Origin of the sequence: Paenibacillus silvae (genome assembly GCF_014639235.1) — a bacterium.
GTDB classification, from domain to species: domain Bacteria; phylum Bacillota; class Bacilli; order Paenibacillales; family Paenibacillaceae; genus Paenibacillus; species Paenibacillus silvae.
This window is the reverse complement of sequence record NZ_BMFU01000007.1, coordinates 23,989-42,165: the sequence shown is the minus strand read 5'-3', so window position 1 is coordinate 42,165 and position 18,177 is coordinate 23,989. Positions and strand designations below refer to the sequence as shown.

The following is an 18,177-nucleotide window of genomic DNA, read 5'->3' as shown; positions in this document are numbered from 1 at the left end:
CAGGAGTTATTACTGCTGATTGCATAAATAGAGAGACTGTACGCCTGAATTTCAGGCAATACAGACATAATGTATAGATATCGTGATACTTGACGTTGACAGCAATGCAGGTGTATCGAAAATCAGGTACCAAGGGAAGAACATCGGCACAGGCCGGTATGGGGAGGATCTACATGAAAACAGCAACAATACGAAGAGAAGACGTTGAGCTTCTGGCACCGGCAGGGGACTGGGATTGCATGCGTTCGGCGGTAGCCAACGGTGCGGATGCGATTTTCTTCGGAGTCGAAAAGTTTAATGCACGTGCACGCGCGAACAATTTCCGCATGGACGAGCTGCCGGAGATTATGGCGTTTTTGCACAGTTATGGCGTAAAAGGGTTTCTGACCTTTAATATATTGATTTTTGAAAATGAATTGAAAGACGCCAAGGAACTAATTGATGCCTGCGTGGATGCAGGTGTGGATGCCGTTATTGTACAGGATTTGGGTCTGGTCAAAATGATTCGTGAAATCTCGCCGGATTTCCCGATTCACGGTTCCACGCAGATGACGATTACGTCACCTGAAGCGGTGGAGTTTACCAAGCCGTTTGACATGGAACGTGTCGTACTCGGACGGGAGAACAATCTGAAGCAGATTCAGAAGATCGGCGAGCAGGCCAAACTTCCGATGGAAGTATTCGTGCACGGCGCACTCTGCGTGTCTTATTCCGGGCAGTGCCTGACCTCCGAAATGTGGGGCGGACGCTCCGCGAACCGTGGGGAATGTGCGCAGGCTTGCCGTCTGCCCTATGACCTTATGGTGGATGGTGTGCACCAGCCAATGGGGGATGTGGCATACCTGTTGTCTCCGAAAGATCTGGCAGCCATTGATATTATGCCGGAATTGATCGAAGCGGGCGTGACGTCTTTCAAAATCGAAGGCCGCCTCAAAACGCCGGAGTACGTAGCGAATGTCGTTAGCAAATACCGTAAAGCGATTGACCGTTATTTTGACGGTGACAATACACGAGCAAGCAAAGAAGAAATCCGTGAGCTGCAGCAAAGCTTCTCGCGTGGTTTCACACATGGTTTCCTGGATGGTATCAACAACAAACAACTGGTGGACGGTACGTTCCCGAAAAGCCGCGGCGTGTATCTTGGTCGGGTAGACCAAGTGCTGCGTGACGGTGTTGTGCTGAAGCTGGATGCACCTGTGAAGCGTGGAGACGGCATTGTATTTGACGCGGGTGATCCAACGAAAAAAGAAGAAGGCGGACGTGTATATGATGTACGCCGCAAAGGTGTGAAGATCGAAGGCGAAGCTGGCGAGGGCTGGATCGTAGACCTCGTGCCAGGTCGCAGTGATGTGGACCTACGCCGCGTGAAGGTGGGCGATAAGGTATGGAAAACGAATGACCCTGCGCTCGACAAACGTCTGCGCCAAACCTTTGAGACCGACAAGCCTTATCGGGTCTTCCCGGTCAAAGTCAAAGTCATCGGCAGCCCGGGCCAGCCGCTCAGCACGTGGTGGACCGACGTGCAGAAGGGCACAACCGTGCGCGTGGATTCGGAGATGGAACTGGACATTGCCCAGAAACGTCCGATGACCCATGAATTGCTCGAGGAGCAATTCGGACGTCTCGGCGGCACCGTGTTCCAGCTGGAGGAACTGGACGTCAACCTGCACGGTGACGTCATCATCCCGATGCGCGAGTTGAATAATATTCGCCGTCAGGCGGTTGAACAACTCGCGGGCGAGCGCCCTAAACCGCCCATCTACGTGAAACGGGCGGTGGACGTATACGGCGATGCGGTACAACCGGCATCGCCAGTAGCTCGCGGTCAAGCGGAGCTGACCGCGCTGTGCCGCAGCCTGCCACAAGTGGAGGCAGCGCTGGAGGCGGGTGTCGGCATGATCTACGCCGACTTCGAGTTCATCAAGCAGTTCCCGGCAGCGGTGGAAGCTGTGCATGCCGCAGGCCGCAAAATTGCGCTGGCTACACCGCGCATCCATATGCCTGGCGAGAACGGCTACCACAACAACATCCTGCGTTTGGAGCCGGATGCCGTGTTGGTACGCAACACAGGTGCGTTGTATTTCTATCTGCGTCACCGCAGAATGAACCCGGACGCGAAGCATCCGCAGCTGATCGGCGACTTCTCCCTGAACATTGCCAATCACAAAGCGGTTGAATTGTTCCTGGAAGCAGGCTGTGACTGGATCACCCCATCGTATGACCTGAACATTCAGCAGATGGTTGATCTGCTCGGCAACTCGCGGACAAGCCAGACGGAGGTCGTTATTCATCAGCATCTGCCGATGTTCCATACCGAGCACTGCGTATACTGTACGTTTATGAGTGAAGGTACGGACTATACGAACTGTGGTCGCCCTTGTGAGGAAAAACGGGCATCCCTGCAGGACCGGATCGGTATGTCTCACCCGGTACGTGTAGATGAAGGCTGCCGTAACACCGTTTATAACGCAGTAGAACAATCGGGAGCCGAATACCTGACCAACTTCATGGATCTGGGTGTATCCCGTTACCGGGTAGAGTTCCTGGAAGAGACGCCGGAGCAAGTAAAAGAAGTTATCGACTTGTATAACCGTGCACTGCGCGGCGAAATCAGCGGTACGCAAGTATGGAAAACACTGAAAGCAACGAACCAGCTGGGCGTAACACGCGGTCAATTGGTGAAATAAATGCAACAACAAGCTAAATAAGTTGAACTATTTTTTACACAAAAACCTTATTTCAACTTAATAAGCAACCCCAATCTCTGCTTTACGGAGCTCTTGGGGTTTTTTCTATAAAAGGGGCATCTGCAGTCAAGGAGGTGTGAAATATGGTGCCATTTACGATAATGGATATCAAATTGCTGTGCGGAGTTACGGCATTTAAACGCGGAGAAGAATATCAACAGTCGGGCAGGATTGGCAAACTGACGGTGAGTGAGGACGGGTGTCATTATGAGGCAGTTGTCCGGGGCACCCAGTCGTATAAGGTTCAGGTTGATCTGGATGATGCGGGAGAGATTGAAGCACATTGCGATTGCCCGGCATATGGCAACTACTATGACTACTGCAAGCATATTGCCGCTGTATTGCTCGCGATACATGAACGTGCGGACACGCCAGAGCCATCAAGCAGCAAGGGGCCATCAAAAGTGGGTACACTGGTCGAAGAAGAGACATGGGAGCGGCCTTACACAGCGTCTCCATCAACGTCATTATCAACTTCAGCTTCAAATTTAACTTTAGATTCATTTTCGAATTCAACATCGGCTTTATCCGCATCCTCGCTCCCTTCTTTATCAAAGTCTTCGTCCAGTTGGACATCGGCATCATCAGACGAGGTCAGGTATGCATCCTCTGAACCGTCAGCGATATCTCATCGTGTAGGCATCGACTCTCCAGCTTCTGCACGGGCTCAGCGGGAAGAGCCGCGGCAACAACCGGAGGCGTTAACGCCGTCTCCCTTTGCGCAGGCGGGTCGTCCAAGCTCTGCTTCAGGCTGGGGGCGTTCCGCGGATAAACCGTCCTACCGTACAGCAGATCAGATTTTGTCCCTGTTTGCCAAAAAGCGCAGATTGCCGCATGAACGGGAGCAGAAATATACGGCACCAGTCACTCGTTCCATGCTGCGTGAGGAGCTTCAGGTTCAGTTCATCTGCAAGCTGGTGCACGTTTCTCGCGGAGGAGCCAAGCTTGCGCTTGAGTTAAAGGTGGGCAACAAACGTCTCTATGTTGTACAGAAGGTCAAGCAGTTTCTGAGCTGTGTCGAAAAGGGCGAGCCGATGTCCTTCACCAAGCTGTTCCATTATGATCCGCTGCTGCATGTGTTTAATGCCCGGGATCAATCGATTCTATCCATGCTCATTCGCATGAAGCAGAGTGAAGAAGCATACCGACAGTCAATTTCCGGGTATTTGGGGGCTTCGGACGGAAGGGATATTTTGATCGCGCCTATGATCTGGAAACCGCTGTTAGAGCTGCTTTTGCAGGCTGACAGTCGGATGGAGGGAGCGGGACTGGCTAACGGGCCGCTTGCTGTGGCAGAAGGAGCGCTGCCCTTGTTTTATCGAATTGCAGAGGGGGCTAATGAAGGATATCAACTGGAGGTATCGGGACTGCGTGAGTTGATCCTGCTTCCGGCGTATGATGCAGCGGTGCTTGAAGGCCAGTTCTATATGCTGGAGCCAATGCAGATCCGGAGTCTGGAGGACCTTAGCAGTGCGCTCACGTCTTATGGAATCAAAGAGAGTATTGATATATCGGCGCAGCAGGTGGATGAGTTTGTGCAGCATGTTGTACCGGAATTGAGGACACTGGGGCATCTATCAATTGATTCACGTGTGCGTGAGCGGATTGCCGAGCCTGAGCTGACACCGAAGCTGTATATCGACTTTTACCGGGAACGCATTACAGCCCGCCTGGAATTTGATTATGGTGTGATGGTGATCAACCCGCTCGCAGAGTATCTGATCCAGGAAGAAGAAAAGAAGGTTATTCTGATCCGCGACCGCTTCAAGGAACGCAATCTGATTGAGCGGCTGGACCGCTCCTTTCTGGAGCGCGAGGGCAGTGTCTGGGCAAGTGAGCGCGAGGACGCGATCTATGATGTGTTGTATCACCTTTTACCCGAACTGGAGAAGCTGGCGGATATCTACATGCCCAATGCGGTGAAAGCGATGATGCCGACTCATCCAGTACCGCCGAAGGTGCGTGCTGATCTGGGGAAAGGACTGGACTGGCTGGAGATTTCCTTCGAGATGGAGGGAGTTGATGAGCAGGAGTTGCAAGAGCTGATGCGCAGCATTGTGGAAAAGAAAGCTTTCTTCCGCCTGCGAAGCGGTGTCTTCCTGTCACTTGAACATGATGGTGCAAGCAGCTTCGCTCAGATGGCTGATGCGCTTGGGCTGGAGGCAGGAGACATCCAGAGCAGCCATATCCGGCTGCCTGCAGTAAGGGCTTTGCAGCTTCCAGGCCGAGACGAGGTATCCGGTCATGTGAAATGGGGAGGCTCGCTCAAACGTTTCCTCGATGATCTGCGTGATCCCCACCGGATGGACTTTCCGCTGCCTCAGACCCTTGAATCTGTCCTGCGTGATTATCAGGCGAGCGGGTATCAATGGCTTCGCACACTGGCGCATTATCGGTTTGGCGGCATTCTGGCTGATGATATGGGATTGGGAAAAACGCTGCAAAGCATCGCCTATATTACAGCATCGCTGCAGGAGAATCCCGTATATGAGCAGGAACAGGCGCGATCGAACCAGGCGGCATTGGGCACAGATTTGGAAGCGGGCAGCCGCTCGACTCACAACTTATTAATAGATGAGCATAGGCAGATATCAATGGACGCCGCCAGTGCATCGCGAAACGCAGATAATTCATGGCATATCTCTCAGCAGGACGGTTTGACCATCCGCACACGCACCACTCATCCGCCGATTCTGGTTGTTGCGCCCGCTTCATTGACCTACAACTGGGCGAATGAGTTTGCCCGTTTTGCTCCGCATCTGAACGTATTGATTGCGGCCGGGCAAAAGCACGAACGTGCCAGCATGCTGGAGGAACTGGATCAGGCAGACGTCGTTGTGACATCATACCCGCTGCTGCGCCGTGATCTGGATACGTATCTGGGTCGCACCTTCCATACGCTGATTCTGGACGAGGCACAGGCGATCAAAAATGCGTCATCCCAGACGGCTCAGGCCGTCAAGCAGATTCAGGCGCCGCGCCGTTTTGCCCTGACAGGCACACCCGTGGAAAATTCGCTGGATGAGCTGTGGTCTATTTTTGAAGCGATATTCCCTGGGCTGTTCCCGAGCTATAGAAGATTTCGTGATCTGCCGCCGGAACGCATCTCGCGGATGGTAAGGCCGTTCATACTGCGCCGCTTGAAGAAAGACGTGCTGGAAGAGCTGCCGGATCGTATCGAGACAGTGCAGCGCTCCGAGCTAACGGTAGAGCAGAAAAAGCTGTACGCGGCTTATCTGTCTCAGCTTCAGGATGAAACGACGAAAAATATGGAGGATAACGGATTCCAGAAAAATCGGATCAAAATTTTGGCCGGAATCACCCGCCTGCGTCAGTTATGCTGTCACCCGGCTCTTTTTGTAGATGGATATCAGGGGGATTCGGGCAAAATGGAGCAGCTGCTTGAGACCGTTCAGGACTGTCTGGCCGCGGGTAAACGGATTTTGATCTTCTCCCAGTTCGCGAGCATGCTTAATCTTATACGTCAGACCCTTTCAGCCCAAGGAAACAGCCTGTTCTATCTGGATGGACAGACCCCTGCCCAGAGCCGGGTGGACATGTGCCGCAGGTTTAACGAGGGGGAAGCGGAGCTGTTTCTCATCTCGCTCAAGGCTGGTGGAACCGGGCTTAACCTGACGGGAGCAGATACTGTCATTTTATATGATTTGTGGTGGAACCCTGCGGTCGAGGAACAGGCGATTGGACGCGCGCACCGGATGGGTCAGAAACAGGTCGTTCAGGTGATTCGTCTGGTCACGGAGGGCACCATTGAAGAGAAAATTCTGGAGCTGCAGCAGCGCAAGAAGGATCTCATTGCCGAGGTGATCGAACCGGGCGACGGGGGATCAACGACATTATGCGAACAGGACATACGCGAGCTGTTGATGGTTTAGAGCAAGTCTGTTTTTTATACAACGATTTTCAATTATTTATGGTAATGTATAGAGAAATGTATCTCTTATCTCAACCGAATTGATCGTGCAGCTTCTATACCATCTTACTAATGCAGCCAAAGGAGTGTTTCCTATACGTATTCGCAAAGCGATCATCCCAGCCGCCGGACTGGGAACCCGTTTTTTGCCTGCCACCAAGGCCATGCCCAAAGAAATGCTGCCCATCGTGGACAAGCCAACCATTCAGTATATTATCGAAGAAGCTGTTGCCTCAGGCATTGAAGATATCATTATCGTTACAGGAAAAGGAAAACGGGCAATCGAGGATCACTTTGATTATTCGTTTGAACTTGAGCAGAATCTCGTCGATAAAAAAAAGTGGGAGTTGCTAAGTGAGGTTCGAAAATCGTCAGAAATGGCGGATATTCATTATATACGTCAAAAGGAACCGAGAGGGCTGGGACATGCCATTTGGTGTGCTCGCAAGTTTATCGGTAACGAGCCTTTTGCTGTGCTTCTTGGAGATGATATCGTAGAATCTGGAAAGCCCTGTTTGCAACAAATGATGGAAGTCTATGACGAATTACAGTCACCCATTGTGGGCGTACAGCCTGTCGAATGGAACAATGTTTCTCGTTACGGTATTGTGGACGGAGAGCTGCTAACTCGTACGGATGAACGTGTCTTCCGTGCGCGTCGTTTGATTGAAAAGCCGAAAACGGAGGATTCCCCTTCGAATCTAGCGATTATGGGCCGTTATATTCTTACTCCCGACATTTTCGAAATCTTGGGGAGTCAGTCTGCGGGTGTAGGTGGAGAGATTCAGTTGACGGATGCTTTATCCCGTCTGAATGAGCAGAGACAAATACTTGCGTATCATTTTGATGGCTTGCGCCATGATGTGGGTGAGAAGTTAGGTTTTATTGAAACATCCATTCACTATGCACTCCAGCGTCCTGATCTGCGAGAGGATTTGCTGAATTATTTGAAAAAAGTTTTACAGAGACATGTTGAGACTTGAATTAAAAAAAACATTGTATGAAGAACTGTTAAGCCAAGTATAGGGCTTTTCTGAAATGTATCCACATGAGGTTAAGGTTTTCATTTTAGCTCTTGACCATTTTTTAACTAAAAAAACATGTCACAAATTGACCTTTCAAGTTAAGTCTAGAGCTGAATGGTTATTGAAGGGTACATTTCATATATAATCATATGGCTCATGAATTCAGATTTTGATTCAATATATTTTAAAGCATATGAATAAGGATTAAATCCATAATGAATGGGGTAAAGCAATGTATACATCAAAATCAATACTGAATCTTCAAACAAATCAATCAGCTGAACAAACTGAAGCTGCAATAAAGAAGCATGACGGATGGTTTTACAAATATAATTTCTCTAATGGTATTTCTACTAATTTGGATAATGAATTAATAAATACAATTCATCAAACTAGAGCAGATATTATCTTTCCATACTTAGATGAATTTTTTGGAGGTAAATGGAAGGGGGTTAAATGTCTTGATATCGCCTGTAACCAAGGTTGGTTTGCCTCTCAAATTGCAATAAGAGGGGCTTCAGAGGTAATTGGATTTGATATTCGTAATGAACATTTAAATAAAGCGAACGAAATCAAAGAAATAGCAAATCTTCAAAATATCTCTTATGTTAACAAAAACCTATTTGATATAAAAGATAATGAATTTGGAACATTCGATCTTACTCTTTTCTTGGGATTACTCTATCATTTAGAAAATCCAATCGGAGCACTTAGAAAAGTTAGATCTTTAACTAGTAAAATGTGTGTTATTGAAACTCAAGTAACAAGAACTATGCCTAATTCGCAGATACTGAATGGGGCAGATACTAGTCTTAAAACGGGTAGTAGCATAGGAGTCTATACGTCAGATAAGAACCATGTTCAAGATGACCTGTCTATTGTAATAGTACCTACTTTAGATGCGTTGTATCAAATGTTGTATGCAGTTGGGTTTGATCGAATATACCTTGCAGTACCTCCTAAAGCAATGTATGATCAGTACTCAGACTTTGATAGAGTCATTTTATTTGCACAAGTTTTATAGATTGGAACAATTTCATTTTTGATGTAGCTCCTTCTAGGTTTAATAGTAGCTAAATATAGCCCATGATTAGATCGATCTAATCATGGGCTATTAACTTTGGAACTCAGAAATTTAATTTTGCAATTCGCTTAATTTCGTCTGCTTCACTAGATGAGATGGCAATCAGTTTATTATATAGAGCCTCGTCTAGCTTATATTCCCTTTCGAGTGAAGCGAGGTACCAACGAGCAATTTCACGATTCGTCGCATCCGTCAGATCTTCCGCAATTCCTGTTTTAAGTAAAGCGGTAGCTCCTGGAAGGTCGTTGGACATATATTTCATTTTCCCAGCATTGAGAATCATGGTTGGGGTGATCTGGAATGGCTGACCTTGAAGCTGTCCTTTAGGGAGAGTTTTAAGGTGTTCCACTCCATCTACTACATGCTGATATGCAGCAATTCCCGAAGTGAAATAGGCATTCTTTTTTGTAGTATCCCCTTGTCTAAGTGCCTGATACCCCAGATCGAATGAACGACTGATCAATTGCTCATACCAGTTCATATCCCAGATATAGTTACTTGCATATTCTTTTCGTAGTGTATATGCCTGGTCATTTTCGCCTTTTAATTCGTATATGCCAATGAGTTGTCTTACCATACCTTTATTAAATGGTTCTGCTTCGAGGCCACGCTGCAGCAATTGTACGGCTGCTGTGTAGAATTGCTCATCATTCGTTTGCGTGTAGCCTTGTTGATAAAGTGACGCTAGAAGCATTAATGAATCCGGATGTGTGCTGCGGATGGACAAATCCTTGTCCAGTGGAGCTTTGATTTGCTGGAAATCCTGACTGCTACTTGCGAGCTCATTTCCTTCAATGGCATAATGATTAGCTTGCAGGAGACGAACAGAGACGATGAGAAGCACAATAATAGCTATTCCAGCAACTGTACTGTAAACTCCGCGTGCCGCAACTCCTCCCATTTTTAAATGACGAGTTGGTTGAGGCTCCATCGCGGCAGCCATGCCACCGAGACCAATAAACACTAACATTCCAATAAATACATAACTCATATTGAAATCAAGAAGACTCAACACGAGAATTGACATGGAAACAATAAAGTACACGAAATGGGATTCCCGCTCCTCTTCATTCCTTAAGACATATGAGCGTATATATTGATAGAAAACATAAATTATAAATGCCATGAATATTAAAAATCCAATCAGTCCAACCTCAACAAGGTATTGCATGAAGAAGTTATGTGCTTGAGAGCTGACATATGGATTGTTTTGATACTTTTCATACAATGCAGTCCATGCTCCCCCACCTGCCCCGATTACAGGATAATCAGTAAACAGTTTCGCGGCATCTTTATAGAACGTAATACGTTCTAGCACACTGTGTTGTTGAAAGTTAATATTTTCAAGTCGTGTACTGATGCTGTCTGGCAAAATGTTACGGACATTCGTACCGAGCAGAAGCGCAGCTACAACAACAGTTAGTGCAACAGAACCGAGTGGAATCCATAAACTTGATGCTTTTCGAGAGGACCAGGATTGAAGCTTGCCTTCAAGCTTAGGAGCTACAAAGCGCTGATTAACCAAGCACAAAAAAGCAACAACAAGAGAGGCTACAATGAGGATCAACCAACTTTTAGCCGCAAGAGAACCTGTGAATTGCTTTTGCAATTCAAGCCCAGCAGTATTGATTGGATTCAATACCAGCAGAGTACCGATCGCCGAAACCCCACTATAGATAAACCATAGAATTTGTTTGGCTGGTTTAAGCAAAAGCAACAGGATAAAAAATACGATAGGCAGCATAACAAGTCCCGTACGTGAGAGAGTAAGTAGCAGAGACAGGATAATTGGTACAAGCATGAAGCCATGCAATAGTTGTGTATATAGTCTTTTGGAACGAATCATGCTGAAAATTGAAATAAAAAGAAAAGCCATTAGGAATGCTGCGTATGTATTGGGATACTGAAATACGGACGCGAGCCGGGCACCATTGGAATCATTCCAAATTGCTTGGTTATATACACCATTGATTACACCCGCAGAAAACCATCCAATTAACTTACCAGCAAAATTGAATGCACCCAGCCAATTTAACAAACCAAAACCGACAATAACATAAGCAATACCTATTAAGGAAGACTGTATGATAAAATTGATTTTGTTGTTTTGAAGCAGGTAGATCATCATCACAAAAATCATGGCATAAAGACTCTGGATGAGAATCATATTAGTAGCCAAGTATTCTGATGCGGCATTAATAAGAGATAGTACATAGGTAAGAGGAAGTAATATGACGGCTACTTTGAGCCAATCTTGTTGTGTCTCTAACTTCATCTGTTTAAAGTAGATTCCCACCCAAAGGATGAACAGGAGGGTTGTAATGGCAACAGCCCAATAAATGGGTGCCTCGAATTGCAGCAATTGACCATTAAATAGCGCAACTTGGAACGCGGACCAGAGTAAAAATAAGATAAGCCCTATGGATAAAGACCATAGGAGCGTCGATGCCGAGTGGGGCGTAGCTTTACTCGACGATTTGATCTGTTTCCCGTATACTGGATTCGACAAGGTTTGATTCTCCTTTTCTGGTAGATACGACATTATTCTATCACATGATCATTATGCTGTACCACTCGATTAAAATGAGCTAAGTGAGGAACTTAAAATATGTATGCTGAATTTATAAAGATGAGACGGCTGATTTTTGATTTGGCTAGAAACGATTTTAAAAAGAGATATCTCGGATCTTATTTTGGTGCTGTATGGGCGTTTATTCAGCCTTTGGTAACAATCCTATTGTTTTGGTTTGTGTTTCAGGTTGGGTTTAGATCAACCCCTGTAGATGATGCACCATTCATATTATGGCTAATATGTGCTATGATTCCGTGGAATTTCTTTTCGGATGCTTTTCAAACGGCAACCACATCTGTAACCGAAAATAGTTTCCTTGTTAAGAAAGTTGTTTTCAAATTAGAGATACTTCCAATTATTCGTATTTGTTCTTCATTGTTTGTACATTTGTTTTTTTTGCTTTTTCTTGTACTCATGTTTTCTATATATAGATATGAATTTACATTATATTATCTACAAATATTCTATTATTTGATCGCTACATTATTTCTTGTATTAGGATTATCTTGGATAACCAGCTCAGTAATTTTGTTTTTTAAGGATACCGGACAGATTGTGGCTTTGATCGTTCAATTTGGCTTTTGGTTAACACCAATTATGTACCCATTAAAAATGATTCCAGAAAAATATATGTTTCTATTTAAAGCTAATCCTATGTACTACATCACCGATGGTTACCGAAGAATTTTTATTTATCGTCAATGGTTCTGGCAAGATTTAAAGTTAACGATTTATTTTTGGTCGTTTACATTTCTTACACTTATAGTAGGATACTTTTTATATCGTAAACTTAAACCGCATTTTGCTGATGTTCTTTAAAGGTGGATTATAATGAACAATTATGTGATTGAAGCTAAAGGCTTGACCAAACAATACAAATTGTATGATAAACCAGTAGATCGTTTAAAGGAAGCTTTACATTTTACAAACAAGGTTTATCACAAAAAATTTACTGCTCTAGATCATCTTGACTTTCATGTAAATAAGGGTGAATGCTTAGGTATTATTGGGAAAAACGGATCTGGAAAATCTACACTGCTGAAAATGATTACAGGGGTACTTACTCCATCCTCTGGTTCCTTGATGGTTCAAGGTAGCATCTCTGCACTGCTAGAGTTAGGTGCAGGATTTAATCCTGAACTTACGGGAATGGAGAATATATTTCTGAATGGCACGATTATGGGCTTTTCTAGAGAAGAAATGCAACAGAAGCTAGAGGGGATTTTGGAATTCGCAGATATTGGTGAATTTATATACCAACCTGTTAAAACGTACTCCAGTGGCATGTTTGTAAGACTAGCATTTGCAGTAGCCATAAATGTGGATCCCGATATATTGATTGTAGATGAAGCACTTAGTGTAGGTGATATACGTTTTCAACAAAAATGTTACAGGAAAATTGATGAGTTAAAGCAAACAAAGACCATCTTATTTGTAACGCATGATATGTCTGTAATTAACAAGTATTGTGATCGGGTCATTTGGATTAATGAAGGAAAGCTCATAGAAGAAGGGGTACCAAGGAATATTTCGAAAAAATACCAAGCTTTTATGATTGGGGCTAATTATAAAAAACTTGAAGCTGATGAACTTTCGAATTCTATAGAACAGTTTAGAGGTTCTTCAAAGTCACATATAGTTGATCCACTACAAGGTGATCTCGATATGATGGGTGATGAGAAAGCGATGATTACTGGGATCTCGATGGTTGAAGCTGACAGTCAAGAGAAAGTTGTCCTTGTTGAAGTTGAACAGGAAGTGGAAGTTTTGATACGACTGAATATCAAAGAGACTATTGAACAGCCCATCATTGGTTTTTCAATGAAAGATCGGCTTGGTAATATTATTTTTCAAACTAACAACTATATTTTGGGGTATGAAATCGAATCACTTCAGCCGGGAGAAGGATACGTTTTTAACTTTGCTTTTCGATTCCCGAGCCTTAATCATGGAGCTTATACAATATCTCCGGCAATTGCCTCTGGTTCTCAACAAGAACATAAACAACACAGTTGGGTCCATGATGCTTTATTGGTAGAGGTGTTACCCACTGGCTATGAATCGGTTAGTGGTATTCTTTGTTTAAATGCTATTTCTTTTTCAGCAATTGTATAGAAAGTGGGGAGGATACATTTGGAATTTACGGGGGAGCGCTTTATACCTGATAAATCAGATGAAGAATTAGAGATTGAACATACACAAAGGTACAGAATGCTCGATCAATTAGTCAAAAATAAATCAGTTTTGGATGCTGCATGTGGCGAAGGGTATGGTTCTTTTCTGCTATCTAATTCGGCATCTAAGGTCATTGGTGTAGACATCGATTTGGAGACTATCAATCATGCTAAGAAAAAATATGTTAAGAATAATCTTGAATATTTTATTGCTAGCATAGATCATATGCCTTTTCCTGATCAGTCTTTTGATATCATTGTATCATTTGAAACGTTAGAACACGTAGATGAACAAACTCAGTTATCTTTTTTAAAAGAGGTCCGAAGGCTGTTGAAGGAAGATGGAACTTTCATTATTTCTACTCCAAACAAAAAATATTACTCTGATCAAAGAGGGTACAGTAACGAATTTCATGTGAAAGAATTATATAAAGAGGAATTTAATGAACTTCTTAAGAACCATTTCCTCACTGTGAATATAGTCTCTCAGAGGTTTGAAGTGGTATCTATAATTGATAATCCTTCGACCTCAGCAGAGGCTAAGTTTGTTGTACAAGAGCAAAAGGGAAATGAGGAGTACTACGAAAAGTATATGATTGCGTTTTGCTCTAATGATTCTCAAAAAGCTAAGCCTATAAATTATGTTAGTGTTCAATCGAGACAATATGGAAATTTAGTGGAACGTATTAACACTCTACAAAAGGAAGTAGCAGAACGGAATAATCATATTGAGATTCAAAATAAGGAAATTGAATTTTTGAGAGAAAAATATACTGAACTTGAATCTATTCGTAGCAAAACTGTAGAAATGAAGAATGCGACAAAAGATTTAACTAGCGCATTGAAGTACTACGAGAAAGAAAATAAAAATAATGAGAAGAAATTGAAAGAGCTTTGCGACGCTCTACAGAAATCGGAGGAAAAACTTCAAGTTTCAGAAAAAGGAAGAGCAGATTTATTACAGCAGCTGAATGAGCAATTAGTACAAATTGAGAACCAAAAAGGGCATATTGAAAAATTACTTCAAGAAGAGCGGGTACTCCAAAATATTTATAAATCAAGCGGTTGGAATGTTTTAAATCGTTATTATCGTTTGAGAGATAGTTTAGTTCCTATGAATAGTAAGCGGCGTATGTTGTTGAAGCTTGCCAAAATGACTATAAAGAAACCTCAATTAATGTTATCTGCTTTGAATCGGGGTAATTTTCGAAAACTAAAATATTACCTGAAATCTGAAGGCACAGGTCGACTCAACGGAAGAATTGACAGTTACATCAATAAACATGAAGAAGAAGTGCTTCCGTCTCTTAAGGCGTCAGAGCCTGATATTACTGAGTATGTTCATTTGAACTTTCCGATTGCAAGAAATCCAAAAGTTTCAATTATCATCCCCGTGTACAATCAATGGAAGTATACGTATCTTTGTTTGGCCTCCATTCTTGAAAACACTCCAGATGTGTCTTATGAAATTATCATAGCAGACGATATGTCGAGTGATGAGACAAAAAACATAAATGATTTTGTTTCCAATGTTAAAGTAGTAAGAGATGGCATAAATCGAGGTTTTCTACTTAACTGTAATCATGCTGCTGCATCTGCCAGAGGAGAATATTTATTTTTCCTCAATAATGACACAAAAGTACAACCTAGCTGGCTAAGCTCTCTGGTCGATTTAATGGATTCAGATTCACAAATTGGTATGGCAGGATCTAAGTTAGTATATCCTGACGGCAGGCAGCAAGAGGCTGGTGGGATTATTTGGAATGATGCGAGTGGATGGAATTATGGAAGATTAGACGACCCGCACAAACCGGAGTACAACTATGTGAAATCTGTTGACTATATTTCTGGAGCGGCAATTTTAGTTAAACATGAATTATGGAAAAAACTTGGTGGGTTTGATGAGCGTTATGTGCCTGCTTATTTTGAGGATACAGATTTAGCATTTTCAATTCGAGATTTGGGTTACAAAGTTGTTTTTCAACCTAAGTCTATTATTATTCATTTCGAAGGAATATCGCATGGAACGGACACAAATAGTGGAATTAAAAGTTATCAAGTCACAAACAAAGAAAAGTTTTTACGAAAATGGGAGTCAGTACTTAAGCAAGAACATTTCTCCAATGCGGAACATATCTTTTGGGCTAGGGATCGAAGTAAAGATAAAAAAACAATTGTTGTTGTAGATCATTATGTACCGCATTACGATAAAGATGCGGGAGGAAGAGCGACATATTATTACTTGAAGTTATTTGTATCGATGGGCTTTCATGTGATCTTCATTGGTGATAATTTCTTCAGACATGAACCCTACACCTCCAATTTACAATCAATGGGAATTGAAGTTCTATATGGAGACTATTATTCAAAAAATATTGACAAATGGATAAAAGATAATGGCGCCTATATTGATTATGTTTATCTCAATCGCCCGCACATCTCTATAAAATACATGGAAATCTTCCGTAGAAGTACTTCTGCGAAAATTATCTATTTCGGTCATGATCTCCATTATCTTAGAGAGATGAGAAATTATGAACTAACGGGAAATACGAGTCTTTTGAAGGCTTCTGAAGAATGGAGAAAAACAGAGTTTTCACTCTTTGATAATGCTGATGTTATTCACGTTGTAGGTTCTTATGAACAAGAATTACTACAAAATGAATTTCCTGATAAACCGGTGAGAAACATACCGTTATTCCCATATGAAAGTTCATATCATCCCACTGACAAGCTTAATGGGTTTGATTATAGAAAAGATTTATTGTTTGTTGGTGGCTTTAATCATACACCTAATTATGATGGGGTTATCTGGTTTCTAGATGAAATCTTCGCTAGCATCAAACAGAGTATTCCAAGCATAAAACTTTATATTGTGGGATCCAATCCTCCAGAGGATTTGAAAGCAAGATCTAATGAGGATGTAATCATTACGGGGTTTGTATCCGATGAAGAACTTGAAAGATATTATAATCAGTCCAGACTTGTAGTTGTTCCTTTACGTTATGGAGCCGGTGTCAAAGGAAAAGTAGTGGAAGCGATGTATTATCAAGTTCCCGTTGTTACAACTTCAATCGGTTCAGAAGGACTAGAAGAGTCTGAGAAAGTGATGATGATCGCCAATGATGCTCAACAATTTGCTGATTCTATTATTCAACTGTATCAAGACGAAATGATGTGGAATGCTTGTTCCAGAGAATCAGTCCAGTATGTAGAAAAATATTTTACGAGAGAAGCGGCTAGTAATATTCTAACTCTCGATTTTGAAGACTAGGAGATACCGATATGATTAATGTTGTGTTATGCGGAGGGAATGGCACCCGGTTGTGGCCACTGTCTCGGACGCTGTATCCTAAACAATTTAATAAAATGATGGGAGACCGCTCTTTATTCCAAATGACTGTGGAGAGAAACAATTCCCTGTGTGATCAAACATATATTGTATCTAATGAAGAACAGTATTTTCTGGCTTTGGATCATCTTAATGAGCTTGAGATGAAAGCAGATAAATTTATATTGGAGCCGGTCGGCCGGAATACTGCGCCGGCTATCGCTCTGGCTTGTTTTGCTGCAGGTGAAGACGATTTAGTGCTTGTTACTCCATCTGATCATGTTGTTCAAAATCAAGAAGCTTACAATCGCTGTCTTGAAACTGCCAAAAATCTGGCTCTTAAGGGGCATATGGTGACATTTGGAATAAATCCGAATTACCCGGAGACTGGTTATGGTTACATAGAAGCAGATGGACAGGATGTAGTTTCTTTCAAAGAAAAACCGGATCATTTAACTGCTGAAAGATATCTACGATCAGGAAACTATTATTGGAATAGTGGTATGTTTTTGTTTAAAGCAGGTGTGTTTCTTAAAGAGTTACGGCTCTCTGATGAGGAAATTTTCCAAAAATCACGTTTAGCTTTTAATGATGCAAATACACATTATGACACAATACGTATACCTAAAGAAAAAATGGAGTCTATACCATCCAATAGCGTTGATTATGCGGTAATGGAGCACAGCTCAAATGTAAAAGTCGTTTCTTCTGACATTGGATGGTCTGATCTAGGCAGTTTTGAGGCTCTATATGAACAATTGCTTCAAGATGAAGCAGGTAATTCCTTGAGTGATCATTATATTCAAGTCAACTCTTCTAGAAATCTTGTTATATCGAATGACAGGCTTATTGCGACTATTGATGTAGAAGATTTGATTATTGTAGATACGCCAGATGCATTGATGATATCCAGACAAGGCTCTTCTCAAAAAGTAAAAGAAGTTGTGAATGAATTAAAGTTAAGAAAATCTAATCTTTGCGATAATCATGTTACTGCCTATAGGCCTTGGGGAAATCATACGGAGCTGGATGTTTCATCAAATTACAAGATAAAAAAAGTCGTGGTAAAGCCAGGAGAAAGGCTCAGCATGCAAAAACATTTTCATCGTAATGAGCACTGGATCGTGGTCAGCGGTACAGCGTTAATTACAGTAAATGGGGAACAATCTTTGCTTAGAAGGAATGAATCCTCTTTCATTCAGATGGGTGACGAGCATACCGTTGAAAATCCGGGGAAGATCGATTTACATTTGATTGAAGTTCAAGTTGGCGAGTATGTAGGTGAAGATGATGTTGTGAGAAGATGATGCCTA

General features: G+C 43.0%; 9 protein-coding genes. 8 read left to right on the top strand and 1 reads right to left on the bottom strand.

The features are described from left to right. Positions 1 to 173: 173 nt before the first annotated feature. The 4 genes from IEW26_RS20920 (at position 174) to IEW26_RS20905 (ending at position 8,727) form a co-directional block, all read left to right on the top strand. Positions 174 to 2,687, top strand: a complete 2,514-nt coding sequence (locus IEW26_RS20920) for a U32 family peptidase (RefSeq protein WP_188593747.1) — start codon at positions 174 to 176, stop codon at positions 2,685 to 2,687. A gap of 143 nt (positions 2,688 to 2,830) precedes the next feature. Continuing rightward, positions 2,831 to 6,640, top strand: a complete 3,810-nt coding sequence (locus tag IEW26_RS20915; protein WP_188593746.1) for a DEAD/DEAH box helicase — start codon at positions 2,831 to 2,833, stop codon at positions 6,638 to 6,640. 133 nt (positions 6,641 to 6,773) lie between these two features. After that, positions 6,774 to 7,661, top strand: coding sequence for a UTP--glucose-1-phosphate uridylyltransferase GalU (gene galU, locus IEW26_RS20910; protein WP_188593883.1), 888 nt, complete (start codon positions 6,774 to 6,776; stop codon positions 7,659 to 7,661). Between the two features lie 274 nt (positions 7,662 to 7,935). Then, positions 7,936 to 8,727: a class I SAM-dependent methyltransferase gene (locus IEW26_RS20905; protein WP_188593745.1), complete on the top strand. Its 792-nt coding sequence runs from the start codon at positions 7,936 to 7,938 to the stop codon at positions 8,725 to 8,727. Between the two features lie 103 nt (positions 8,728 to 8,830). Here IEW26_RS20905 and IEW26_RS20900 read toward each other — a convergent pair whose 3' ends face one another. After that, positions 8,831 to 11,296: an O-antigen ligase family protein gene (locus IEW26_RS20900; protein WP_188593744.1), complete on the bottom strand. Its 2,466-nt coding sequence runs from the start codon at positions 11,294 to 11,296 to the stop codon at positions 8,831 to 8,833. Between the two features lie 99 nt (positions 11,297 to 11,395). On the opposite strand from IEW26_RS20900, the gene IEW26_RS20895 reads away from it, so the two are divergent. Genes IEW26_RS20895 through IEW26_RS20880 form a run of 4 tightly spaced genes read left to right on the top strand, consistent with a single transcriptional unit; the run spans position 11,396 to position 18,171 of the window. After that, entirely contained in the window at positions 11,396 to 12,178 is a 783-nt protein-coding gene (locus tag IEW26_RS20895; protein ID WP_188593743.1) for an ABC transporter permease, read from the top strand. Positions 12,179 to 12,190: 12 nt separating this feature from the next. Then, positions 12,191 to 13,474 (top strand): ABC transporter ATP-binding protein, encoded by a 1,284-nt coding sequence (locus tag IEW26_RS20890; RefSeq protein ID WP_188593742.1) that lies wholly within the window; start codon positions 12,191 to 12,193, stop codon positions 13,472 to 13,474. An 18-nt stretch (positions 13,475 to 13,492) separates the two neighbouring features. Further along, entirely contained in the window at positions 13,493 to 16,807 is a 3,315-nt protein-coding gene (locus IEW26_RS20885; RefSeq protein WP_188593741.1) for a glycosyltransferase, read from the top strand. 11 nt (positions 16,808 to 16,818) lie between these two features. Beyond that, positions 16,819 to 18,171 (top strand): mannose-1-phosphate guanylyltransferase/mannose-6-phosphate isomerase, encoded by a 1,353-nt coding sequence (locus IEW26_RS20880; RefSeq protein WP_188593740.1) that lies wholly within the window; start codon positions 16,819 to 16,821, stop codon positions 18,169 to 18,171. Positions 18,172 to 18,177: the final 6 nt, after the last annotated feature.

Bases quoted from the DNA above. Each gene is read 5' to 3' on its own strand.
- IEW26_RS20915 (WP_188593746.1), top strand. From the start codon at position 2,831: ATGGTGCCATTTACGATAATGGATATCAAATTGCTGTGCGGAGTTACG.
- IEW26_RS20905 (WP_188593745.1), top strand. From the start codon at position 7,936: ATGTATACATCAAAATCAATACTGAATCTTCAAACAAATCAATCAGCT.
- IEW26_RS20880 (WP_188593740.1), top strand. From the start codon at position 16,819: ATGATTAATGTTGTGTTATGCGGAGGGAATGGCACCCGGTTGTGGCCA.
- IEW26_RS20920 (WP_188593747.1), top strand. From the start codon at position 174: ATGAAAACAGCAACAATACGAAGAGAAGACGTTGAGCTTCTGGCACCG.
- IEW26_RS20895 (WP_188593743.1), top strand. From the start codon at position 11,396: ATGTATGCTGAATTTATAAAGATGAGACGGCTGATTTTTGATTTGGCT.
- IEW26_RS20890 (WP_188593742.1), top strand. From the start codon at position 12,191: ATGAACAATTATGTGATTGAAGCTAAAGGCTTGACCAAACAATACAAA.